Annotated in this window: 23 protein-coding genes; 7 read left to right on the forward strand and 16 right to left on the reverse strand. The window is 65.4% G+C overall.

Annotated features, from left to right (window positions below; translation table 11 throughout):
- Positions 1–154 precede the first annotated feature (154 nt).
- Positions 155–550, forward strand: coding sequence for a response regulator (locus CO669_RS02115; RefSeq protein ID WP_008567674.1), 396 nt, complete (start codon positions 155–157; stop codon positions 548–550).
- A gap of 113 nt (positions 551–663) precedes the next feature.
- Here the strand turns inward: CO669_RS02115 and CO669_RS02120 are convergent, their stop codons facing one another.
- The 9 genes from CO669_RS02120 to uvrC all read right to left on the reverse strand — a co-directional run bounded on the left by CO669_RS02120 (position 664) and on the right by uvrC (position 9,499).
- Positions 664–1,518 carry a TIGR01459 family HAD-type hydrolase gene (locus CO669_RS02120; RefSeq protein WP_097657534.1) on the reverse strand — a complete coding sequence of 285 codons (855 nt, stop codon included), beginning with the start codon at positions 1,516–1,518 and terminating at the stop codon, positions 664–666.
- A 15-nt stretch (positions 1,519–1,533) separates the two neighbouring features.
- Positions 1,534–3,057, reverse strand: coding sequence for an EAL domain-containing protein (locus CO669_RS02125; RefSeq protein ID WP_097657535.1), 1,524 nt, complete (start codon positions 3,055–3,057; stop codon positions 1,534–1,536).
- Between the two features lie 155 nt (positions 3,058–3,212).
- Complete coding sequence (locus CO669_RS02130) at positions 3,213–4,343, reverse strand: YihY/virulence factor BrkB family protein (RefSeq protein WP_097657536.1); 1,131 nt, start codon at positions 4,341–4,343, stop codon at positions 3,213–3,215.
- On the reverse strand, positions 4,343–4,930 hold the full coding sequence (locus tag CO669_RS02135; RefSeq protein ID WP_097657537.1) for a phage holin family protein: 588 nt from the start codon (positions 4,928–4,930) through the stop codon (positions 4,343–4,345). Before CO669_RS02135 ends, CO669_RS02130 begins: the two co-directional genes overlap by 1 nt.
- 91 nt (positions 4,931–5,021) lie before the next feature.
- Positions 5,022–5,981, reverse strand: a complete 960-nt coding sequence (gene prmB / locus CO669_RS02140) for a 50S ribosomal protein L3 N(5)-glutamine methyltransferase (protein ID WP_097657538.1) — start codon at positions 5,979–5,981, stop codon at positions 5,022–5,024.
- Positions 5,981–6,463: a molybdenum cofactor biosynthesis protein MoaE gene (locus CO669_RS02145; RefSeq protein ID WP_097657539.1), complete on the reverse strand. Its 483-nt coding sequence runs from the start codon at positions 6,461–6,463 to the stop codon at positions 5,981–5,983. The genes prmB and CO669_RS02145 overlap by 1 nt, the downstream gene beginning before the upstream one ends.
- Before the next feature lie 3 nt (positions 6,464–6,466).
- Positions 6,467–6,718, reverse strand: a complete 252-nt coding sequence (gene moaD, locus CO669_RS02150; RefSeq protein ID WP_097657540.1) for a molybdopterin converting factor subunit 1 — start codon at positions 6,716–6,718, stop codon at positions 6,467–6,469.
- Positions 6,715–7,332: a CDP-diacylglycerol--glycerol-3-phosphate 3-phosphatidyltransferase gene (gene pgsA, locus CO669_RS02155; RefSeq protein WP_097657541.1), complete on the reverse strand. Its 618-nt coding sequence runs from the start codon at positions 7,330–7,332 to the stop codon at positions 6,715–6,717. The genes moaD and pgsA overlap by 4 nt, the downstream gene beginning before the upstream one ends.
- 106 nt (positions 7,333–7,438) lie before the next feature.
- Positions 7,439–9,499, reverse strand: coding sequence for an excinuclease ABC subunit UvrC (uvrC, locus tag CO669_RS02160; protein ID WP_097657542.1), 2,061 nt, complete (start codon positions 9,497–9,499; stop codon positions 7,439–7,441).
- A 248-nt stretch (positions 9,500–9,747) separates the two neighbouring features.
- On the opposite strand from uvrC, the gene CO669_RS02165 reads away from it, so the two are divergent.
- On the forward strand, positions 9,748–10,371 hold the full coding sequence (locus tag CO669_RS02165; protein ID WP_198963772.1) for an outer membrane protein: 624 nt from the start codon (positions 9,748–9,750) through the stop codon (positions 10,369–10,371).
- Between the two features lie 100 nt (positions 10,372–10,471).
- Here CO669_RS02165 and CO669_RS02170 read toward each other — a convergent pair whose 3' ends face one another.
- From CO669_RS02170 to CO669_RS02185, 4 genes are all read right to left on the reverse strand, one after another.
- The gene (locus CO669_RS02170) at positions 10,472–10,687 is read right to left on the reverse strand and encodes a cold-shock protein (protein ID WP_063986700.1); all 216 of its coding nucleotides are present in this window, start codon (positions 10,685–10,687) and stop codon (positions 10,472–10,474) included.
- Between the two features lie 270 nt (positions 10,688–10,957).
- Entirely contained in the window at positions 10,958–11,818 is an 861-nt protein-coding gene (locus CO669_RS02175) for a 23S rRNA (adenine(2030)-N(6))-methyltransferase RlmJ (RefSeq protein ID WP_097657544.1), read from the reverse strand.
- A gap of 129 nt (positions 11,819–11,947) precedes the next feature.
- Positions 11,948–12,652, reverse strand: coding sequence for a ribonuclease T2 family protein (locus CO669_RS02180; RefSeq protein ID WP_097657545.1), 705 nt, complete (start codon positions 12,650–12,652; stop codon positions 11,948–11,950).
- Between the two features lie 120 nt (positions 12,653–12,772).
- A complete protein-coding gene (locus CO669_RS02185; protein WP_097657546.1) occupies positions 12,773–13,234 on the reverse strand; it encodes a hypothetical protein in 462 nt (153 codons plus the stop codon).
- A 185-nt stretch (positions 13,235–13,419) separates the two neighbouring features.
- Here CO669_RS02185 and CO669_RS02190 point away from each other — a divergent pair, with 185 nt between their 5' ends.
- Positions 13,420–13,719, forward strand: coding sequence for a hypothetical protein (locus CO669_RS02190; RefSeq protein WP_097657547.1), 300 nt, complete (start codon positions 13,420–13,422; stop codon positions 13,717–13,719).
- 42 nt (positions 13,720–13,761) lie between these two features.
- Entirely contained in the window at positions 13,762–14,292 is a 531-nt protein-coding gene (locus tag CO669_RS02195) for a DUF3617 domain-containing protein (protein WP_097657548.1), read from the forward strand.
- Positions 14,293–14,400: 108 nt separating this feature from the next.
- Here CO669_RS02195 and CO669_RS02200 read toward each other — a convergent pair whose 3' ends face one another.
- Genes CO669_RS02200 through CO669_RS02210 form a run of 3 tightly spaced genes read right to left on the reverse strand, consistent with a single transcriptional unit; the run spans position 14,401 to position 17,079 of the window.
- Positions 14,401–15,789, reverse strand: a complete 1,389-nt coding sequence (locus CO669_RS02200) for an ATP-binding protein (RefSeq protein WP_097657549.1) — start codon at positions 15,787–15,789, stop codon at positions 14,401–14,403.
- Positions 15,790–15,808: 19 nt separating this feature from the next.
- Positions 15,809–16,540, reverse strand: a complete 732-nt coding sequence (locus CO669_RS02205) for a response regulator (RefSeq protein WP_097657550.1) — start codon at positions 16,538–16,540, stop codon at positions 15,809–15,811.
- Entirely contained in the window at positions 16,537–17,079 is a 543-nt protein-coding gene (locus CO669_RS02210; RefSeq protein WP_198963773.1) for a MarR family winged helix-turn-helix transcriptional regulator, read from the reverse strand. The genes CO669_RS02205 and CO669_RS02210 overlap by 4 nt, the downstream gene beginning before the upstream one ends.
- Positions 17,080–17,416: 337 nt before the next feature.
- Here CO669_RS02210 and CO669_RS02220 point away from each other — a divergent pair, with 337 nt between their 5' ends.
- From CO669_RS02220 to hisS, 3 genes are all read left to right on the forward strand, one after another.
- Entirely contained in the window at positions 17,417–18,499 is a 1,083-nt protein-coding gene (locus CO669_RS02220; protein ID WP_097657553.1) for a branched-chain amino acid aminotransferase, read from the forward strand.
- 225 nt (positions 18,500–18,724) lie between these two features.
- Positions 18,725–19,249: a YegJ family protein gene (locus tag CO669_RS02225; RefSeq protein ID WP_097657946.1), complete on the forward strand. Its 525-nt coding sequence runs from the start codon at positions 18,725–18,727 to the stop codon at positions 19,247–19,249.
- A gap of 94 nt (positions 19,250–19,343) precedes the next feature.
- Positions 19,344–20,864, forward strand: coding sequence for a histidine--tRNA ligase (gene hisS, locus CO669_RS02230; RefSeq protein WP_097657554.1), 1,521 nt, complete (start codon positions 19,344–19,346; stop codon positions 20,862–20,864).
- The last annotated feature ends 30 nt before the right edge of the window (positions 20,865–20,894 follow it).

Raw genomic sequence — 20,894 nt, forward strand, 5'->3', positions numbered from 1 at the left:
CAACCCGCATCGAACGCAATTTCAGTTCTTTCGGGGCGCCCCCAATTAACGCGCTGTTTAACGCCTTGGTGCTAGTCCTTGAACGTGGAACTGCCGGGCTGCGGCCTGGAAGGTCCGATCGTAGTATTCCTGGGTATGCGTTGGGGGAGTCGAGATGGCGGTTGATTTGTCGATGCCGGTTCTGGTGGTGGATGACTACAGCACCATGATCCGTATCATCAGGAATCTGCTGAAGCAGCTTGGCTTCGAGAATATCGACGATGCCAGCGACGGTTCGGCAGCGCTGAACAAGATGCGCGGCAAGAAGTACGGGCTCGTGATCTCCGATTGGAACATGGAGCCGATGACGGGCTACGACCTCTTGCGCGAAGTGCGCGCGGATCCGAACCTCGCCACCACGCCCTTCATCATGATCACGGCGGAATCCAAGACCGAGAACGTGATCGCGGCCAAGAAGGCGGGCGTGAACAATTACATCGTCAAGCCGTTCAACGCGGCGACGCTGAAGACCAAGATCGAGGCGGTCTTCCCGGACATGGCGAGCGCGTAAGAGCGGAAGAGCCTTCCAGCGAAATTCGGAAAGCCCGGGCTTGTCCCGGGCTTTTTGCGCTGGGTTCGTCATTCCGAGGCGGTGCTGCGTACTGCCCAGGAAAAGCTACGCCATCACCACTTCAATTCGCGCATCAGCGCTTTCGGCGGGTGGCCGAACAACTCCATCACCGAATTCGGGTCGAGCTGGTCGAGGCCCTCGAACTCCTCGGCATGGATGCCGCGGGTCACGAACAGGCAGTCGATGCCGAATTCGCGCGCGCCCGTTAAGTCGGTGCGGACGGAATCGCCGATCGCCAGCACCTTCTTCCGGTCGATCTGGTGGCCCTGGCGCTCGCCGGCGAGCGCCATCGCGCGCTCGTAGATCGGCCGGTGCGGCTTGCCGTAGAAGATCACCTCGCCGCCGAGCTCGCGATAGAGCTCCGCGATGGCGCCGGCGCAGTAGATCAGCCGGTCGCCGCGCTCCACCACGATGTCGGGGTTGGCGCAGACCAGCGTCAGTTTGCGCTCGCGCGCCTTCAGCATCATGCCGCGATAGTCTTCCGCCGTCTCGGTCTCGTCGTCGTAGAGGCCGGTGCAGACGATGTAGTCGGCTTCCTCAAGCGGGGCGGTCTTCGCATCGAGGCCGCGATAGATCGAATTGTCGCGCTCGGGTCCGAGCCAGAACATCTTGCGGCCGGGATGCTCGGCGACATAGAGCCGCGTCAGGTCGCCCGAAGACACGATGGCGTCATAGGTTTCGTCGGCGACGCCGAGCTTGCGCAACTGCCGCTGCACGCTGTCGGCCGGTCGCGGCGCGTTGGTGATCAGGATCACCGTACCGCCGCGGCTGCGATAGGTGTGCAGCGCCTCGCAGGCTTCGGGGAAGGATTCGAGGCCGTTGTGAACGACGCCCCAGATATCGCTGAGCACGACATCCACACCGCCCACCAGCTCGCGCAGGCTTTCGGCGAAATGCAGCGTGGTCATGATGCGCAGCGCCGATCAGATGCGGCGCGCGAGCGCCGCGTTGCCGGTGATGCGTTGTGCCGGAGGAGCGGCTGACGTTGCGCCAGATGTCGTACCTTGGCTGGGGGAAGCGGAGCCATTGGATCCCTGAATGTCCTGCGCCTGGTTCGGCGAGGCCCCGCCGGTAGCAGATGCCCCTTCCGGCCGCAATGGCCGGGGTGGCGCGAACAGGAACCCCTGGCCGAACCGCACGTCATAATCGAGCAGATCGACCACGGCGCGCTCGCCTTCGATCCGTTCGGCGATCAGGTCGATGCCGAAGCGGCCGAGCAGGTCGGAAAGGTCGGAGGGATGAATGTCCGAGGCCGAGGCCTGCCTGGGGTCGAGCAGCAGCGCGGCCGGCACCTTGATGAAGCGCACGCCGCGGTCGGCCAGCTCGCGCGGCTCGATCCTGAGATCGGTGACATGGTCGATCGAGAAGCGGAAGCCGCGCTGGGCGAGCGCGGCGAGATTCTCGGTCTCGGCCGGGCCGAGATTGCGGAACGTCGCCTGCTTGAACTCCAGCACCAGCGAGGGCGCCAGCGCGCGATTGGCTTCGAGGAAGTCGAGGCATTGTGCGAAGGTGGTGGAATTGCCGAGCGTGGACGCCGCGACGTTGCAGAACACGCCGACGTCCTTGTTGCGCACCATCAGGCGCCGCAGCACCTGCACACAGCGCAGCATCACCATGTTGTCGATGCGCCCGATCAGGCCGGAAGCTTCCGCGATGCTGATGAACTCCTCGGCGGCGATCAGCTGGTTGCGCTCATCGCGCACCCGCGTCACCGCCTCGTAGAACCGCACCTTGCGCTGCGGCAGCGTCACCATCGGCTGCAGGAAGATGTCGATGCGGTTCTCGTCGATGGCGTTGCGCAGCGTCGCCAGCAATTGTGTCTGGTTGCGTCCGGTCGCCGTCTGAACCGGAGCGGCGGTCTGGGCCTGGACCGACGGCACCGGCCGCGGCTGGGCTACCGGGGGCGGGGGCGCGGCGGGAAGTGGGGGAGGGGCGACCCACTGTTCCTCGAACGGCGCAGCCAGATCGATCGGCGCTTCCGGCTCGGACCTGAACTCCGATCCGGGTTCGGATCTGGCGACCTGGGCGGTGGCCGGCGCGGCGCTGGCCAGCAGATCCTCGTGGGTCGACACCGTGGTCGCGAGCTGCCTGACCAATCCACCGAGCTCGTTGATCTCGCCGGCCACGGACTGGATGCGGTCGGAGTTGGTCGAGTTGGACGAGGCGATGCGTCCCTCGATCGCAGCCAGCCGGCGGCCGAACTCGGCCACCTGGCGGGCGAGGTCGGCGGTGCCGCGCGACAGATCGGCAATCTGGCCGCCGACGTCGCTGCGGTCGCGCAGCCGCATCGAGACCGCATTGTAGAGGATCAGGAAGGTCAGCACGGTCAGCGCCACGATTGCGGATTCGGTTCCGCTGATGCCGGCGACGGCGTAGAGGACAAGCCCGAGCGAGGCCGCGACCAGAACCATGCAGATGGCGATGAAGATCGTCGAAATGCGAATCATGCCGCGCGTTACGCCTCAAGAGCTGACAGCCTTACCCGGGAAAACACGGGCCGCTGTGCGATCCCGTCACGCCTCGTGCTTCCCCAGGCGGTACGACCTTAACATCATTGTTGATTCGAGGGGATAGCGCCGCGCGCCTGCAGGTCGGCGCGGAGTCAAGACGGCGCGGCGGCGCCGACGGTATCGGCCGAGACGGCCTCGCGGGTCCCAAGCGGCCTGGGTCGCCCGGTGGTCGTGTCCTTTAGCGTCTGTCGCTCGATCTCCGAATTCAGCTCGGCGCCGAACATGACGACGATCGCCGACATCCACATCCACGTCATCAGGCCGATCGCCGCGCCAAGCGAGCCGTAGGTCGCATTGTAGTTGGCGAATTCCGACAAATACCAGGAGAGCAGCGCCGAGCCGGCGATCCAGAGGAAGGCGGCGGTCAGCGCGCCGAGGCTCAGCCATTGCCAGCGCGGCGCGTCGCGGCTGGGGGCGAAACGGTAGAGCGCGGCGAGCGCCATGAGCAGGATGAAAAACAGCAGCGGCCATCGCGCCAGCCCTGCGATCAGCTTGCTTTCGGGCGCCATGCCGAGATGATCGAGCGCGAGCGGAAAGGCGACGACGGCCGCCACCATCAGCAGCAGCGCCACGATGCCGCCGATCGTGAAGGTCAGCGACACCAGGTTGAGCTTGATGAAGCTGCGCTTCTCGCGCTCCTCATAGGCGACGTTGAGCGCGTCGAAGATCGCCTTGACACCGGCATTGGCGCTCCAGATCGCGAGCACCAGGCCGAACAGGAAAGTGGCGCCGAGCGCCGTGTTGCCCTTCGACACCACGCGCCCGACCTGCTCCTCGACGATCTGGAAGGTGCCTGCGGGCAGCAGCATCGCCAGCTTCTGGAGATTGTCGCTGATGGTGGCAGGATCGGCGAACAGTCCATAAGACGAAACCAGCGCCGTGACCGCCGGAAAGATCGCGAGCAGTCCGAAGAACACGACGCCGCCGGCTGTCGCGAGCAGGCGATCGTCATCGATGCGCTGATAGGTACGCCAGAAGATATCCTTCCAGCCCGTCCAGGGGATCTCAAACGGGCTCATGGCCCGGCGGCCATGGCCGGGCTGTGCCGTCGCACGCGTCGGGCTCGTTTCCGGCGAATTCGCCTCGCCGTTGCGGCGATCTTGCGGCGGGCCCGATCCGATCCAGCCCGTGTCCTGAAAGTAGCGCTGCGCCGTCAGCACGAAGACGGCGGTCGCCGCCACCAGCAGCCAGGAATCGAACCGTTCGGAGCGCCGCACCAGCATCAAGCGCCCAATCTTTGGCCGTGACGCCTGCGGCGCACCGCCGTGAACCCCGCCAGTCCAATCGCCGCGAGCATCAGGCCAAGCTGCACGGGTCGGTTGGTGCGCGCTGGCGAAGCTCTTCCGTCATGGCGCTGCTCGCCCGGCGCGAGCGGCGCAAGGGGAATTGCGGTTGCGACCTCCTTCACCGCCTCCTTGACTGTTCCGCGCGGAATCCGCGGCGTCGCGATTGCAACGCGCAAACGGCTGGTGAGTGGCACGATCGGCCTGGCTTTGCGCCTCATCTGCGCCATCGCCACGCCGGCGCAGGTTGCGGCCAGCACCAGCAGCACGGCACCGACGGCACCAAACCCCCAGAATTGCCCGTAGGTGATGGCGACCCAGCGATACAGGGCGATCAGCCCGACGAAGCAGGCCGCCATCGCGAACAGGCCCGCGACCGCAAACAACCCGCCGGCCACCGCGTAAGACGTCACCTTGCCCGTTGCCTGGCTGGTCTGGTCACGCAGATAGGATTGAGCGGCGCGTTTGACGTGATTGAGCTTCAGCGCCATGCCGGCGCGCAGCAATTCGCCCGATGGCGCGAGCATCTGGACATCCTCCGAGAGCGAGACAATTCGTTCGCGGGATGAACGTGGCGGAAATTGACTTGTTCCGCCGCAGCGGCCGGTACGCGACGGATCAGGCGAGATCGGCAGCCGAGATCCAGAACACCTCGCCCTCGGAATCCTCGGTGTCGAGCCAGAGCAGCGGCAGTTCCGGGAAGGCCTCGTCGACCAGGTCGCGGCCGCGGCCGATCTCGCAGATCAGCCCGCCACCCGGCGTCAGGTGATCGGGGGCCTCCGCCAGGATGCGGCGGACCACGTCGAGGCCGTCGTCGCCTCCGTCGAAGGCGAGCTTGGGCTCGGCGCGGCACTCGGGCGGCAGTGCGGCCATGCCTTCCGCGTCGACATAGGGCGGGTTGGTGATGATCAAATCGTAACGCGCATCGCCGAGCGGGGCGAACAGATCACCGCGGTGCAGCGTGATCCGCTCATCGAGCCCGTATTCGTCGACATTGCGCCTGGCCACCTCGATCGCGCCCTTGGAGATGTCGACGGCATCGATCGCGGCATTCGGGAAATGATGGGCCGCGAGGATCGCAAGACATCCCGATCCCGTGCAGAGATCGAGCACGCGCTCGACCGCATTGGGATCGTCGATCAGCGTGCCGGCCCCTTCCTCGCCGCCGAAATGCGACTCCAGGAGCTCGCCGATGAAGGAGCGCGGAACGATGACGCGCTCGTCGACATAGAAGGGCAGGCCGCGCATGTAGATCTTGTTGACGAGATAGGCGGCCGGTTTGCGCGTGGTGACGCGTTGATGGACGAGATCGAGGATGGTCTTGCCTTCCGCAATCGTGACGCGCGCGTGGGCGAAGCCCTCGAACTGGTCGGGATTGAGGTGCAGGGCCTCGCAGACCAGAAACGCCGCTTCCGCGACCGGGTCGGTCGTGCCATGGGCGAAGGCGAGCCTGGCTTCAACGAAGCGGCTCACCGCATAGCGCACGAAATCGAGCAGCGTGAGAAGCTCGCCGGGTCCGACCTTCGCAAGCTTGGGCGCGGCGCGGCCGCGCGCGGTCTTTTCGGACGTTCGTGCCATCAGGATTTGGTCCAGCGTGCGGCGGCCGCGTCGTCACGGGCGTGGGCTTCGACCCAGCCGGTGCCGGTGGCGCTTTCTTCCTTCTTCCAGAACGGGGCGCTGGTCTTGAGGTAATCCATCAGGAACTCGGCCGCCTGGAATGCGGCCTGGCGGTGCTGCGACGCCGTCAGCACCAGCACGATGTTCTGGCCCGGCATGAAGCGGCCGACCCGATGGATCACGGTGACGCCGTTGAGCGGCCAGCGCGAAATGGCTTCGTCGGCATGACGCCTGATCTCTTCCTCGGCCATCCCGGGATAATGCTCGAGCGTGAGCGCGGCGACCTTGGCGCTGTCGTCGTCCGCGCGGCAGATGCCGGAAAAGCTGACGACGGCGCCGATGTCGGTGCGGCTCTTGGTCAGGACCGCGATCTCGCGCGCGATGTCGAAATCGTCCTCCTGGATGCGGATGGCGACGGGGCAGGTGGCGACAGAGGAAGTCATGGCCTAGCCGCCGGTCATCGGCGGGAAGAACGCGATCTCGCGGGCGCCCGCGATCGCGGCATCCGATTTGACGTGGGTATGGTCGATTGCGGTGCGGATCACCTTCGGCTTCTCGAACGCGTAGGCATAGGCCTCGCCCTGGCCGGACAGCCAGGCGATCAGCTCCTCGACGGTGCGCACGGTCGCAGGCGGCTCGATGGTCTCCTCCGCCTTGCCGACGCGCTCGCGCACCCAGGCAAAATACTTCACCTTCATCCCTCGTCCTCCTTGATGAGGTGATGGATGCCGGCGCGGAAATAATCATAGCCGGTGTAGATGGTCACGATCGCCGAGGCCCAGAGCAGCGCAAGGCCAATCATGGAGACGACGGGCACCACCTCGTCGCCGGCAGGCCCCGCGAGCAGGAAGCCGATCGCAACGAGCTGGACCGTGGTCTTCCATTTCGCAAGCTTGGTGACGGGCACGCTGACGCGGAGCGCGGCGAGGTATTCGCGCAGGCCCGAGACCAGGATCTCGCGGCACAGGATCACGATGGCCGCCCACAACGACCAGCCGTGGATGATGCCGTCGGCGGCCAGCATCAAAAGGCAGGAGGCGACCAGCAGCTTGTCCGCGATCGGATCGAGCATCCGGCCGAAGGCCGATTGCTGATTCCAGATTCGCGCGTAATAGCCGTCAAGGTAATCGGTGACCGCGGCGGCGATGAAGATGGCGACCGCGACCCAGCGCAGCCAGAGCGGCTGATCCAAAATCGACTGCGCATAGATGCACCCGACCACGACCGGAATCGCGGCGATCCGGCCATAGGTCAGGATGTTCGGGAGGGACATCGCGCGGCTGGTCGTCCCTCGTGTCGTGGCGATGTTCATTCGTCCTACCAATACCGCTCAAGCTCGAAGGTCAACCGTTCCGCTCCCAGATGGGCACGGGATGCGACGACCATATGACCCGAGCTCCCTTTTGGGTCCCTTTAGTTCATCCCGGCTGGGGATGGAAATACTCGAAAATCCGGCGGGCGCTCTCGGCGCTCACTCCGGGAACCTTGCCGAGATCGGCGATCGAGGCGCGTTCGATCTCCTTCAGGGTCCCGAAATGATGCAGCAAGGCACGTTTGCGTGACGGGCCGATGCCCGGAATCTCCTGCAAACCGGCCTCGCGGATATCCTTCTTGCGCAGCTTGCGGTGCGAGCCGATGACGAAGCGGTGGGCCTCGTCGCGCAGCCGCTGGATGAAGTAGAGCACGGGGTCGCGCGGCTCCAGCTTGATGGCCTCGCGTTCCGGCATGAACAGGGTCTCGCGGCCGGCATCCCGGTCCGGCCCCTTGGCGACCGACATCAGCGACACCTGGGTCAGGCCGAGACTGGCGAATATCTCGCGGACCGCGTTGAGCTGGCCGCGGCCGCCGTCGATGATGACGAGATCGGGCCATTGCGGGAAATCGTCGTCCTTGGTCTTGGTCCCGGCGTCCTCGGGCGGATTGATCAGGCGCTTGAAGCGGCGCTCCAGCACCTCGCGCATCATGGCGAAGTCGTCGCCCGGTGTGATCCCTTCCGACTTGATGTTGAACTTGCGGTACTGGTTCTTCACGAAACCATCGGGGCCGGCGACGATCATGGCGCCGACCGCATTGGTGCCCTGGATGTGGCTGTTGTCGTAGACCTCGATGCGCTTGGGCGCATGCGGCAGGCTCAGCGTCGTGGCCATGGCGTCCAGCAGCCGGCTTTGCGTGGCGGTATCGGCGAGCTTGCGGCCCAGCGCCTCGCGCGCATTGGTCAAGGCGTGAGCGACCAGCTCCTTCTTCTCGCCGCGCTTGGGCGCGGTGACCTCGACCTTGCGGCCGGCCTTGATCGCCAGCGCATTGGCGAGCAGCTCGCTCTCCTCGATCTCGTGCGAGAGCAGGATAAGCTTCGGCGGCGGCTTGTCGTCGTAGAACTGCGCGAGGAAGGAGCCGAGCACCTCTTCCGGGGTGAACGACTTCTCCGCGCGCGGGAAATAGGCGCGGTTGCCCCAGTTCTGGCCGGTGCGGAAGAAGAACACCTCGACGCAGGAGAAGCCGCCCTCCTGGTGGATGGCGAACACGTCGGCCTCCTCCACCGTGCGCGGATTGATGCCCTGCTGGGACTGGATCGCCGAGAGCGCCGCGAGACGGTCGCGGTAGAGCGCGGCGCGCTCGAACTCGAGCTCACCTGCCGCCTTCTCCATCTCGCCGGCGAGCTCCTGCTTCACCGCGTGGCTCTTGCCGGACAGGAAGTCGCTGGCCTCGCGCACCAGGGTCGTGTAGCCGGGAAAGTCGATCTCGCGGGTGCAGGGGCCGGCGCAGCGGCGGATCTGGTAGAGCAGGCACGGGCGGGTGCGGCTCTCGAAGAAGGAATCGGTGCAGGAGCGGATCAGGAACGCGCGCTGCAGGGCCGTGATGGTGCGGTTGACCGCGCCGGCGGAGGCGAACGGGCCGAAATAGCGCCCGGGCCGGCTCTGCGCGCCGCGATGCTTGAGGATCTGCGGCGCCCAATGGTCGCCGGTGATCAGGATGTAGGGAAACGATTTGTCGTCGCGCAGCTGCACGTTGAAGCGCGGCCGCAGCTGCTTGATGAGGTTGGCTTCCAGCAGCAGCGCCTCGGTCTCGGTGTTGGTCGAGACGATCTCCACCGTGACGGTGGCGGCGATCATCCGCAGGATGCGGGCGGGCAGCGGCGCGCTTTGCCGGGCGTAGCTGGACAGGCGCTTTTTGACGTTCTTGGCCTTGCCGACATAGAGCACGTCGGCATTCGCGCTGAGCATGCGATAGACGCCGGGCGAGGTCGGGGCGAGCCGGACCGCGCGCTCGATCGCCTCATGGCCGGTCGCCAGCGGCTCCTCGCCGACCGCACCGCTTTCCTCCAGGATATCGGGCAGCCGCGCATCGTCCTCGTCCTCGCCAGCGGGGGCGGCGGGATCGACGTCCGGCGCTGCCAACGCCTCGGGGGGCACGTCGCTCGCGGTCGTCCGCGGCGATTTCCGCGCGCGGTCGTCCGGGTCATCGGTGGAATCGTGAACCATGGGGCGAATTTAGGCGCTGGGGATGCCGATTTGAAGTTCCGGCGATGCGGCGCACACAGGATGGCGGCGCAGTTCCCGGTAACGCTTGCTTAAGCCTGTTAACAGCGCGGTAACCCCGCTTAACAGCCCTTTAACTTAAAACTCTCGATAAATCTTACGCGAAAAAGTGGTGGTTCCGTAACCATGCGGTTTTGCCTCGCGCGGCGGCGCAGGCATCGCGGGCACGGCAGTTGCGTTGGAGTTAAGTGATGAAGAGGCTCGTTGTGGGCGCGGCCGCGTTGGTTGCAGCCGGCTGGACAGCTTCGGCAGAGGCCGCCGATCTCAATTACGGGCAGCGTGCCCCCTACACCGTCACTCAGCCGCTCAATGCGTATAGCTGGGCCGGTCCTTATCTCGGCGGCAACATCGGCTACGAATGGGGCTCGGTCGACAACAATCCCTCCAAGCCCTCGGGCTTCGTCGGCGGCGTGCAGGCCGGCTACAATTTCCAGAACGGCCCGTTCGTGTTCGGCGTCGAAGGCGACATCCAGGCCGCCGGGGCCGACGATACCTTCGCGCCGTGGAAATTCTCCAATCCGTGGTTCGGCACCCTGCGCGGCCGCGCCGGCTATGCCTTCAGCAATGTGCTGTTCTACGGCACCGCGGGCCTCGCCTTCGGCGAGCTGCGCGCGCAGACCTTCGGCTGGTCGGAATCGCATACGACCGCGGGCTGGACCATCGGCGCGGGTGCTGAAGTGGGCCTCGCTCCGAACTGGAGCGCCAAGCTGGAATATCTCTACATCGACCTGTCGACGAGTCAGTTCGCAATTACCGGGGTGTCAAACGGCTATAGCGCCAGCGTCGTGCGCGCAGGCGTGAACTATCGCTTCTGATAGCTGAAGAAGAAAATACCGGACATCAACCTCCCGGCCGCTTGCGGCCGGGATTTTTTTGCGCGCCGAATATTGCGCCAGGCGTCGTGCGTCGGACCCGCTAGGAGACGATAACGAGGTTGACCGCCTTCGGTCCCTTTCCCTTCTTGTCCGGTTCGACTTCGAAAGTAATGCGCTGTCCTTCGGCAAGGTCCTTCAGTCCGGCCCGCTCCACAGCTGTAATATGCACGAAGACGTCGCGACCACCGTCGTCAGGCTTGATGAAACCGTAGCCGCGCTCGCCGTTGAAAAACTTAACCGTTCCCGTCATGGCCATCGGGAAACTCCCCCTCATTGCTCCTCCGTCGCGACGCAGACGCACGTCGCGACATGACCGGGCATCACGGAGCCCGGGAGAGCTGGCCATCCTTGGGCGGACCGCTGGCGGTCCGGCCGGATCTTTCTTAGGCCTTCACTCCGCCGCAACCATTCGCGGAAGCGGAACGTAAAGCCAGTCACGGAAACAGCATAATACGGTTCTCTGCAGATTGACTACCGCTCCTGCATATTTTTCCCAAGAATGCCGGAGTGTTACGGCTTCTTGGCTTTAAGGCTTGGGCGCTTCCAATCGGAATCTGGCAGCACCGCCCTGGCCGAGCGGCATTTCCAGCTCGGGCAGGATCGTCTTGAGCTCGCCCTGCAACGTGTAGGGTGGATTGACGATCAGAAGCCCGCTGGAGGCCAGAGCCCCGCCTTCGAGCTGGGGGGCAACGCTGAACTCGAGGCGCAGGCATTTCCCCGGTGGTTTTGCTGCAGCTGCGAGCCGCGCCACGGTCTGGGCCAGCGTGTCGGTGGCGCGCCGGCTCTTGGCCGGATACCAGATGAGATAGATGCCGGTCGGCCATTTCTCGAATGCCTTGGAGAAGGCTTCACCCAGCCGTTCGAACTCGTCCTTCGCCTCGAACGGGGGGTCGATCAGCACGAGGCCGCGCCGCTCCTTCGGCGGCACGAAGGCGGGCAGCGCCACCCAGCCGTCGAGATCGACCACGCGGGCCTGTTCGTCGTGGCGCAGAACGCCGATCAGCGTTTTCCGCGCCTTCGGCTCGAGCTCGCAGGCGACGAGCCGGTCCTGCGGCCTGAGCAGGCCGCGCGCGATCAGCGGCGAGCCGGGATAGGCCTTGAGCTCTCCCTTCGGATTGAAGGCGCGGACGATGTCGAGATAGGGCTTGGCCAGCGCCGCGCTCTCGTTCGACAGGCGGGCCTGCATCAGCCGCGCGATGCCGGTCAGCCATTCGCCGCTGCGGCGCGCCTCGTCGCTGTCGAGATCGTAGAGACCAGCCCCGGCATGGGTGTCGATGACGCGGAACGCCCCCGGCTTGTCCTGCAGATAGGTGATGATGCGCGCCAGCACGATGTGCTTGATGACATCGGCGAAGTTGCCGGCGTGGAAGGCGTGGCGGTAGTTCATGCCGGACAGTTACGACATCGCGAGCCGAATGTAACTGCCGTCATTCCGGGGCGGTGCACCAGCACCGAACCCGGAATCTCGAGATTCCGGGTTCACGCTGCGCGCGCCCCGGAATACGGGTCGATTTTGCTACCCGCCCCGGATCGGCGGCATCGTCACCTGGTCGCGGCGGCAGGCGCGGCGATCGGTTTCCTCGCAGGCGCGGAACTGCAGGTCCTTGCTGAGGCAGATGCGGACCTCGGAGAGCCTGGTCCGGTTGCAGGTGACCGAGACGGCGGCATTGCTCAGCCCCGGATTGGCCTTGATGAAGGCTTCCTCGACCTCCGCCGGCGCCACGGTCTTGGCCTGCGACAAATCGAGATATTCGGCCGGAATCTTGATTGCAGCGCGTGCTTTGCGGATCGTCTCGAAATAGCCGCGGCCTTCGAGGCCCGAGCACGTGCCGTGCTTGTCCCATTCGTTGAAGATCAGGCCGGGCGCCGGCATCAGATCGAGCATCGAGGACACGATATTGCGGTTCAGCCGCGGTGCGGGCCGCTGGCAATATTCCGGGAAGCCGCTCTCATATTGCGGCCACAGCCCATGGACGACGAAGGCGTAGGGCCGTCCGCTGCACTGGATCTGGGAGCGGCCGCCCCGCTCGGCTGCCTCCTCGCAGAACGAGGGCGACCACGACAGCGACAGCACGTAGAAGTCGAATTCGCCCGGTGCGTTCTGCCGCTTGTCCTGGGCTTTTGCGTCCCCGGCGAACGCGGCGAGGCCCGCGGCAAGGATCAGGGAAAGGGCCAGCGAGATCACGAGGCGGGAGAACGAATGCAATCTGGAATGAAACATGGCGACGCCCCTCAACTAGACTGTGCACGGAAGCCTAGCAGGCAGAAAGAACATTACAAGAACAAAATTGAGGCGGCAGTCGCCGGCCCGCCTGATAAACCCGAATCAGGGCTCTCTGAATCAGGGTTTGGCGGCGCGGCAGGCCGGATTATAGGCCCAGTTGCGGTCGAGCCCGACCACGCACCATTCGACGCCGTTGCCGTAGCCGGCGAAGCCGCCATCCTCGATGAGCGAGAAGTGCACCTTGCGCACCTTGCCGTCATTGAGCATGGCGTCAGCGCTGCAATAGCGGCGCGGAACGTTGTCGGACTGCCAGGGCCGGAATGCGGTCTCGCGCACGGCGGAGAAGCCGGTGATCTTCAACGAGGAATTCCAGAACGTGCTTTCCTTCTCCCAGAACTGGGTGGCGATGGTCGGCAGTGCCCTGTCACAATCGGCGACGGCCCCGTCGTAGCGCGGCCCGCTCAGCCAGAAGTTCAATTCCAGTGGGTTGGCGGCCCTGGCCTCACTGAGCGACATCGCTCCGAACAAAAGGCCGAGCACGGCGGCATAGCGGAGCGATTTCGGGGAGGGGGCGCGCATGTTCAATCCGGACGGCTAAAGTCTTGCAAGGGCTGGACGGTGCCGCGAAGGTCGGGGGAGGTCAAGTGCAGCGCGGCAACACTTCGCCAGGAGTTGACCACAACGTCGCAGTCGGCAGGGCTTCGGTTCTTTTCACTTCGAGTCTGGCACCGTAAACTGGCAGCCAGCCAATTGGAGTGACGGGAATGCGAATCATTGCGGCCGCGGGCCTTCTTGCCAGCCTGGTTGTCTCGGGTGTGATGGCGAGCCAGTCGGCGCGCGCCGACTACGTCCCGCCGTTCAAGGGCAATGACACCGGTGGCATCATCGCCTATTCGATGGCCACCCAGGTCGATGCCCGGCAGGTCGCGGTCGATCACTGCGCGCGCTACGGCAAGGTGGTCAAATTCCTTGCCGTGCAGGCCTATGAGGGCGGCTACATCTCGTTCTCCTGCCGCTGGGTGCCCTATGGCGCCGCAGAGCAGCCGATCCGCACGCTCTACTGAGGCGTTGTCGTAACGCCGCAATTTCAGCCGGGAGCTTCTCGCATGACGCGCAAACTCGCTTTGCTCGGCTCGACGCTTTGCCTCGTGGTGTCGGCAGGCAGCGCCTGCGCCGACGATATGCCGGTGCGCAAGGCCGGTCTTTGGGAAATGAAGATGGTCAGGACCGGCACCTCCATGCCCGAAATGACCATGCAGCATTGCACCGACGAGACGGTCGACAAGGAGATGAGCAACAACGTCTCGCCGATGGCCAAGCAGATCTGCTCCAGGCAGGACATCAGGAAGACCGCGACCGGCTATGTCAGCGATTCCGAGTGCAGCGTCGCCGGCATCAACACGACCTCGCACGCCGAGATCACCGGCGATTTCAACTCGGCCTACACGGTGAAGACCTCCTCGCACGCGCAAGGGGGCGCTGCCGGCGCGGCAGGCCGCGACACCACGATGCAGCTCGAAGCGAAGTGGCTGGGGGCCTGCAAGCCCGACCAGAAGCCCGGCGACATCGTCATGCCCGGCGGCTTCAAGATGAACGTGCGCGACATGGACAAGCTGAAGGCGCTGCTGCCGAAGTAGCTGGGATCGCAGGTCGTAGCCCGGATGGAGCGCCGCGAAATCCGGGGCTTCGCGCCGCGATAGGCTGATCCCGGATTGCACTGCGCTCCATCCAGGCTACGGCATCAGCTACACCGGTATCCGCACGCTCGCCCTCAATCCCCCCATCGGGCTGTCGCCCAGCGTGATGTCGCCGCCGTGCGAGCGGGCGATGTCGCGGGCGATGGCAAGGCCGAGGCCGGTGCCGCCCTCGTCCTGGTTGCGGGCGTTGTCCAGCCGCAGGAACGGCTTGAACACTTCCTCGCGCAAATGCGTGGGAATGCCGGGGCCGTCGTCGTCGACCGTCACGGTCAAATAACGGTGATCGCGCTGGCCGGTGATGGCGATGGCCTTGCCGTAGCGCGCCGCATTGGTGACGAGGTTGGCGAGGCAGCGCTTGAACGAGGCGGGCTTCACCGTCACCACGGGCAGTCCGTGGAACGCGACGGTCGCGGTATGGCCGTGGCGCTCGGCATCGCCACGCAGCTCCTCGAGCGCCTGCGCCATGTCGGTCGGCTGCGACTGCTCGCCGGAATCGCCGCGCGCGAAGGCGAGGTAATCCTCCAGCATCATCGACATCTCGTCGACGTCCTTGCGCATGCCCTCGAGCTCGGGGCTGTCGCCGATCAGCGCAAGCTCGAGCTTGAAGCGGGTCAGGATGGTGCGCAGGTCGTGGCTGACGCCGGCGAGCATCGCGGTGCGCTGCTCCATCGTGCGTTCGATGCGCGACTTCATCTCGAGGAAGGCAATCGAGGCGCGCCGCACCTCGCGCGCGCCGCGCGGTCGGAAGTTCGGCGCCTCGCGGCCCTTGCCGAAACTCTCCGCGGCGTCCGCCAGCCGCAGGATCGGCTTGATCTGGTTGCGCAGGAACAGCACCGCGACGATCAAGAGGATCGACGAGGTGCCGACCATCCAGAACAGGAAGATCTCCGAGTTCGAGGCGTAGGCGGCGCTGCGCTGCGCGAACACGCGCATCACGGCATCGTCGAGCTGGATGCGGATCTCGACGAGATTGGAGCGGCCGACCGTGTCGATCCAGAACGAGCGCCCGATCTGGCGGCCGAGCTGCACCGACAGCGTCTGGTCGAGCAGCGAGAAGAACGGCTTGGGTCCGGGCGGCGGCATGTCGCCGGCAGGCAGGAAGTCGACGACGAGGCCGAGGCGCTGCTGCGCGATGCGGCGGATCTGGTCGCGATCCTTGTCCTGCGGATAGCCCTTGTAGACGTCGATCAGCGCCGCGATGTCCTGCACCACCGCGGCCGACAGGCGGCGCGTCACCGTGTTCCAGTGCCGCTCCATGAACACGAAGGCGACGACCGATTGCAGGATCACCATCGGCACGATCATGATGAGGAGCGCACGGGCATAGAGGCCGGTCGGCATCCAGCCCTTGAACGCATTGCCCATCCAGCCATTGGCGGCGGATACGCGGCCGGCGGCGCTCTTCAGAAGCGTCAGTCCGGTATCGATCGTGCTCATCTGGCGCGCTTCACTTGCGTTATGGCGAGGCCACCAGCCGGTAGCCGATGCCGCGTACCGCCTGCAGGAATAGCGGATTGGCGGGGTCGGTCTCGATCTTGCGCCGGAGACGGTTGATCTGCACGTCGACGGCGCGCTCGTTGACGCTGCCATTGCCGGTCAGCGCGCTGCGCGGCACGGTTTCGCCCGGCGTCTCCGAGAGAATGCGCAGCATCTCGCGCTCGCGGTCGGTGAGGTGAATGACCTCCTCGCCCTGGCGCAGCTCGCCGCGATCGAGGTGGTAGATGTAGGGACCGAAGGCGATCTTTTCGACCGTGGTGGCCTGCGGCGGCGGCGCGGCGCGCTTGAGGATGTTGTTGATGCGCAGCGCCAGCTCGCGCGGCTCGAACGGCTTTGCCACGTAATCGTCGGCGCCGATCTGCAGGCCCTCGATGCGGGCTTCCGCCTCGTGCCGCGCCGTCAGCATCACGATCGGCACCGAGGAGGACGTCCGGATGAAGCGGGCGAGATCGAAGCCGGTCTCGCCGGGCATCATCACGTCGAGGATCAAGAGGTCGAAATGCAGACCCAGCAATTTCGATCGCGCATCGCCGGCGCTCGCGGCGGTGGTGACGCGGTAGCCTTCGGCCGCGAGGAAGCGCGACAGCAGATCGCGGATGCGGCGGTCGTCGTCGACCAGCAGCAGATGCGGCGCGTCATCGGCGGGGCGCGCCGGCGGGCGGGCGAGCGTGGCAGCGAGCGGCACGGTCACTCCTTGGTGTCTTGATTGACGGAAGCGAAGATCGTCTCGAGCACCTTGTCCGGATCGTCCCGATCGATCATCGCGCGCAGGAAGCGCTTGACGGTCTCGGCATCCTGCGGGCTCATCTCGGCGAGCGCCTTGGTGATCCGCGTGGTCTGCAGCCCGGCGAGCTTCTGCACCAGCGCCTCGCCTTTCGGCGTTGCGTAGAGCAGCCGCTGGCGGCGGTCATTGTCGCCGGTCTTCTGCACGATGTAGCCCTCGTCCAGGAGCTGCTTGAGCACGCGGCCGAGCGACTGCTTGGTGATGCGCAGGACGTCGAGCAGGTCGGCGACCTTGAGGCCGGGATAGCGGTAGACGAAATGCATGACCCGGTGATGAGCCCGGCCGAAGCCGAAAGCCTCCAGCTCCTGGTCGGGATCACCGACGAAATCGCGGTAGGCGAAGAACAGCAGCTCGATGATATCCCAGCGCAAATTGCCTCCATCGCCTGCCGCCGGCCTGGCTCCGGCAGCTTCCTGAGAGGACGTCGCGAAATTTATGTCAGGCATATTGACGTATCTTGGGTTCAATGTTACAAAACGATCGACCCGCACGAAATTTTAGATCGTATCGCGTCGGGTGGCATCGAAGCAGGGCGGCCGGAGAAAGCCGGACAGGCGACGACGGCCGGATCAGATCTACCGTGCGATTGTCGAGCGGCATTTCGGCAAAACATACTGGACTTCCGCCTTCCGCAAAAGCATGTCCTGCCCGACATGCTGGCCACGGAAACCGGCCGTAACAAGGCTGGCGGCGGTCCGGCCAGAAACCCAATCAAGCCAGCCGGGCCCGACAAGGGCAGGCCGGCGCCAGAACAGCGCCGCTACCGGCCAGCGGGAGAAGGACATGAGCATGAAATTCGACATCCAGCCCGCATCTAACCCGACCCCCGAGAAGGACCGCGTGGCCAAGCTGGTCGATCCCGGCTTCGGGCGGGTTTTCACCGATCACATGGCGATCGTCCGCTACAACCACGCCAAGGGCGGCTGGTACGAGGCGAAGATCGAGGCACGCGCCAATTTCCAGATGGATCCGGCCGGTGCGGTCCTGCACTACGCCCAGGAGATCTTCGAGGGCCTCAAGGCCTACAAGCGCGACGACGGCGGCGTGAACCTGTTCCGCCCCGATGCCAATGCGCGGCGCTTCAAGGACTCCGCGGACCGCATGGCGATGGCGCAGCTGCCCGAGGACGTCTTCATCGAGGCGGTCGAGCAGGTCGTGAAGATCGATCGCGCCTGGATGCCCGGCGGCGAGGGCAGCCTTTACCTGCGGCCCTTCATGATCGCGAGCGAAACCTTCCTCGGCGTCAAGCCGTCGTCCGAATACATCTTTGCCGTGATCGCTTCGCCGGTGGGGTCCTACTTCAAGGGCGGGCCTGCGCCGGTGTCGATCTGGGTGTCCGAGAATTACACGCGCGCGGCGGTCGGCGGCACCGGTGCGGTCAAATGCGGCGGCAATTATGCCGCGAGCCTGCGCGCTCAGGCGGAAGCGATCCAGCATGGCTGCGATCAGGTCGTGTTCCTCGACGCGATCGAGCGCCGCTATATCGAGGAGCTCGGCGGCATGAACGTGTTCTTCGTGTTCGACGACGGCTCGCTCTCGACGCCGCCGCTCGGCACCATCCTGCCCGGCATCACCCGCGACTCCATCATCGCGTTGGCCAGGGATGCCGGCAAGACCGTGCGCGAGGAGCCGTACTCGCTCGATCAGTGGCGCAAGGATGCGGCGAGCGGCAAGCTCAAGGAAGCCTTCGCCTGCGGCACCGCCGCCGTGATCTCGCCGATCGGCAAGGTGCGTTCGGTGAGCGGCGACTTCGAGATCTCGGGCGGCGCCGCGGGTCCCGTCGCCATGGGCCTGCGCAAGCAGCTCGTCGACATCCAGTACGGCCGCACCAACGATCCGCACAACTGGATCCGCAAGGTGTTTTGAGAACTCTCGTGTCCTGGACGCGGCGCAGCGCCTCTAGCGATGCGCCGCAGAGCCGGGACCCATCTCGCCGCGGATGGCCCCCGGATCAGCAGCGGACCACGCCGCCAAGGGCGGCGCGCTGCGCAGCATCCGGGGAACGACAATCGATAGGTCGAGCGCCATGAACGCCTCGCCATGAACCCGCGACAAAGCCAGGACACAACAAGCATCCCGGACCTCGCGATCATGCCACCAAGACTCTCCCAGCCCACGAAATGGATCGTTCTCGCCGTCATCACCGGCGTCTCTGTTTTCGGCATCCTGACCATCGGCCCGACGCAGGAAGTCGTGGCGCAAGACCGCTCGCCGATCGTGGACGTGCGCACCACCGATCCCGAGATGAATGCCGCCATCGCGCGCGCCCGCGGCACGCTGCCGACCTTCTGGGCCTCCTATGAAGCGCCAAAGCCTTCGGAGGAGGGCCATTCCCTGAAGGTGCGCTTCAATACCCGCAAAGGGGGCGAGCACATCTGGATCGCCGAGGTGAAGAAGCTGCCGAACGGAGGCTATTCAGGTTTCTTCGCCAACCAGCCGCGAGACCTGCCGGGCAAACGGGCAGGCGACAAGGTCGAGTTTGCCGAGGCCGACATCTCGGACTGGATGTTCATGCGCAACGGCAAGATCGTCGGCGGCGAGACCATCAAGCCGACGCTGAAATCGCTCCCCAAGGCGGATGCCGATGCGCTCCGGGCGCGGATGGAGCAGCCGTAGAGGGCTCTCTCTTCCCTTCTCCCCGCGCTGCGGGGCGAGGCGACGTGAAGAATACCCCGGTTGCCGCCTTGCGTCCCGGCTGGTAAACGCCCGCATGGCCGAAAAACCCAAAAAACCCCAGAAACTGAAGGCGCGCCTGCCGCGCGGGCTCGAGGATCGCGATCCCGCCGCGATCCGGGCGACGCACGAGATGGTCGAGAAGATCCGCGCCGTCTACGAGCTCTACGGGTTCGAGCCCGTCGAGACGCCGGCGATGGAATACACGGACGCGCTCGGAAAATTCCTGCCCGACCAGGATCGTCCGAACGAGGGCGTGTTCTCGTTCCAGGACGACGACGAGCAGTGGATCAGTCTGCGCTACGACTTGACCGCGCCGCTGGCGCGCTATGTCGGCGAGCGCTATGGCACCGATGCGCTGGTCCTGCCTTACCGCAGCTATCGCGTCGGCTACGTCTTCCGCAACGAGAAGCCCGGCCCCGGCCGTTTCCGCCAGTTCATGCAGTTCGATGCCGACACGGTCGGCTCGGCGACGCCGGCGGCGGACGCCGAGATCTGCATGATGGCCGCGGACACGATGGAGGCGCTCGGCATCGCGCGCGGTTCCTACGTCGTGAAGGTGAACAACCGCAAGGTGCTCGACGGCGTGCTGGAAGCCATCGGGCTCGGCGGCGAGGAGAACGCAGGCCGCAGGCTGATCGTGCTGCGCGCGATCGACAAGCTCGACAAATTTTCCGCCGACGAGGTGCGCAAGCTGCTCGGTCCCGGACGCTGGGATGGCGGCGAGGAAGGCAAGGGCGACTTCACCAAGGGCGCCAATCTGAGCGCCGCCGAAGCCGATGTCGTTCTCGCCATCACCAAGCCGCGCGACGATTGGAAGGACGCAATTGCTGCCGCTGAAACGTACCTCGCCAAGAGCGAGATCGGTCAGGCCGGCGTAAGCGAACTGGAAGAAATCGCAAAACTGCTGACGGCGTCGGGCTACGGCGCGGACCGCATCAAGATCGATCCCTCCGTCGTGCGCGGGCTCGAATATTACACCGGCCCGGTCTACGAGGTCGAACTGCTGCTCGAGACCAAGGACGAGAAGGGGCGCCCGGTGCGCTTCGGCTCTGTCGGTGGTGGCGGACGTTATGACGGCCTCGTCTCGCGCTTCCGCGGCGAGCCGGTCCCGGCGACCGGTTTTTCGATCGGTGTTTCCCGCTTGCAGGCCGCGCTGACGCTGCTCGGCAAGCTCGACAGCGGATCCCAGTTCGGCCCCGTCGTCGTCACCGTGTTCGACCGCGACCGCGTCGCCGACTACCAGAAGATGGTGGCAAGCCTGCGTGCCGCCGGCATCCGCGCCGAGCTCTATCTCGGCAACCCCAAGAACATGGGCAACCAGCTCAAATATGCCGACCGCCGCCACTCACCCTGCGTGATCATCCAGGGCTCGGATGAGAAGGCGCGCGGCGAGCTGCAGATCAAGGATCTGATCGAGGGCGCGAAGGCAGCGGCCGCAATCGCCTCCAACCAGGAATGGCGCGAGAGCCGGCCGGCACAGTTCTCGTGCAGCGAAGCCGATCTCGTCGCGAAGGTGCGCGAGGTCTTAGGCCGCCATGACGTGAGCTGGGGCTAGCCATTCGCCTCGATCGTCATGCGCGGGCTT

The sequence above is a fragment of the Bradyrhizobium sp. Y36 genome (assembly GCF_002531575.1).
Lineage (GTDB): Bacteria > Pseudomonadota > Alphaproteobacteria > Rhizobiales > Xanthobacteraceae > Bradyrhizobium.

What these genes read in the sequence shown, in the direction of transcription:
- CO669_RS02195 (WP_097657548.1), top strand. Translation starts at nt 13,762, where the DNA reads ATGACGCGCAAACTCGCTTTGCTCGGCTCGACGCTTTGCCTCGTGGTG.
- pgsA (WP_097657541.1), bottom strand. Translation starts at nt 7,332, where the DNA reads ATGAACATCGCCACGACACGAGGGACGACCAGCCGCGCGATGTCCCTC.
- CO669_RS02145 (WP_097657539.1), bottom strand. Translation starts at nt 6,463, where the DNA reads ATGACTTCCTCTGTCGCCACCTGCCCCGTCGCCATCCGCATCCAGGAG.
- CO669_RS02225 (WP_097657946.1), top strand. Translation starts at nt 18,725, where the DNA reads ATGCCACCAAGACTCTCCCAGCCCACGAAATGGATCGTTCTCGCCGTC.
- CO669_RS02190 (WP_097657547.1), top strand. Translation starts at nt 13,420, where the DNA reads ATGCGAATCATTGCGGCCGCGGGCCTTCTTGCCAGCCTGGTTGTCTCG.
- CO669_RS02170 (WP_063986700.1), bottom strand. Translation starts at nt 10,687, where the DNA reads ATGGCCATGACGGGAACGGTTAAGTTTTTCAACGGCGAGCGCGGCTAC.
- CO669_RS02175 (WP_097657544.1), bottom strand. Translation starts at nt 11,818, where the DNA reads ATGAACTACCGCCACGCCTTCCACGCCGGCAACTTCGCCGATGTCATC.
- CO669_RS02200 (WP_097657549.1), bottom strand. Translation starts at nt 15,789, where the DNA reads ATGAGCACGATCGATACCGGACTGACGCTTCTGAAGAGCGCCGCCGGC.
- CO669_RS02120 (WP_097657534.1), bottom strand. Translation starts at nt 1,518, where the DNA reads ATGACCACGCTGCATTTCGCCGAAAGCCTGCGCGAGCTGGTGGGCGGT.
- CO669_RS02130 (WP_097657536.1), bottom strand. Translation starts at nt 4,343, where the DNA reads ATGCTGGTGCGGCGCTCCGAACGGTTCGATTCCTGGCTGCTGGTGGCG.
- CO669_RS02115 (WP_008567674.1), top strand. Translation starts at nt 155, where the DNA reads ATGGCGGTTGATTTGTCGATGCCGGTTCTGGTGGTGGATGACTACAGC.
- CO669_RS02125 (WP_097657535.1), bottom strand. Translation starts at nt 3,057, where the DNA reads ATGATTCGCATTTCGACGATCTTCATCGCCATCTGCATGGTTCTGGTC.
- CO669_RS02165 (WP_198963772.1), top strand. Translation starts at nt 9,748, where the DNA reads ATGAAGAGGCTCGTTGTGGGCGCGGCCGCGTTGGTTGCAGCCGGCTGG.
- CO669_RS02220 (WP_097657553.1), top strand. Translation starts at nt 17,417, where the DNA reads ATGAGCATGAAATTCGACATCCAGCCCGCATCTAACCCGACCCCCGAG.
- CO669_RS02180 (WP_097657545.1), bottom strand. Translation starts at nt 12,652, where the DNA reads ATGTTTCATTCCAGATTGCATTCGTTCTCCCGCCTCGTGATCTCGCTG.
- moaD (WP_097657540.1), bottom strand. Translation starts at nt 6,718, where the DNA reads ATGAAGGTGAAGTATTTTGCCTGGGTGCGCGAGCGCGTCGGCAAGGCG.
- CO669_RS02135 (WP_097657537.1), bottom strand. Translation starts at nt 4,930, where the DNA reads ATGCTCGCGCCATCGGGCGAATTGCTGCGCGCCGGCATGGCGCTGAAG.
- prmB (WP_097657538.1), bottom strand. Translation starts at nt 5,981, where the DNA reads ATGGCACGAACGTCCGAAAAGACCGCGCGCGGCCGCGCCGCGCCCAAG.
- CO669_RS02185 (WP_097657546.1), bottom strand. Translation starts at nt 13,234, where the DNA reads ATGCGCGCCCCCTCCCCGAAATCGCTCCGCTATGCCGCCGTGCTCGGC.
- uvrC (WP_097657542.1), bottom strand. Translation starts at nt 9,499, where the DNA reads ATGGTTCACGATTCCACCGATGACCCGGACGACCGCGCGCGGAAATCG.
- hisS (WP_097657554.1), top strand. Translation starts at nt 19,344, where the DNA reads ATGGCCGAAAAACCCAAAAAACCCCAGAAACTGAAGGCGCGCCTGCCG.
- CO669_RS02210 (WP_198963773.1), bottom strand. Translation starts at nt 17,079, where the DNA reads ATGCCTGACATAAATTTCGCGACGTCCTCTCAGGAAGCTGCCGGAGCC.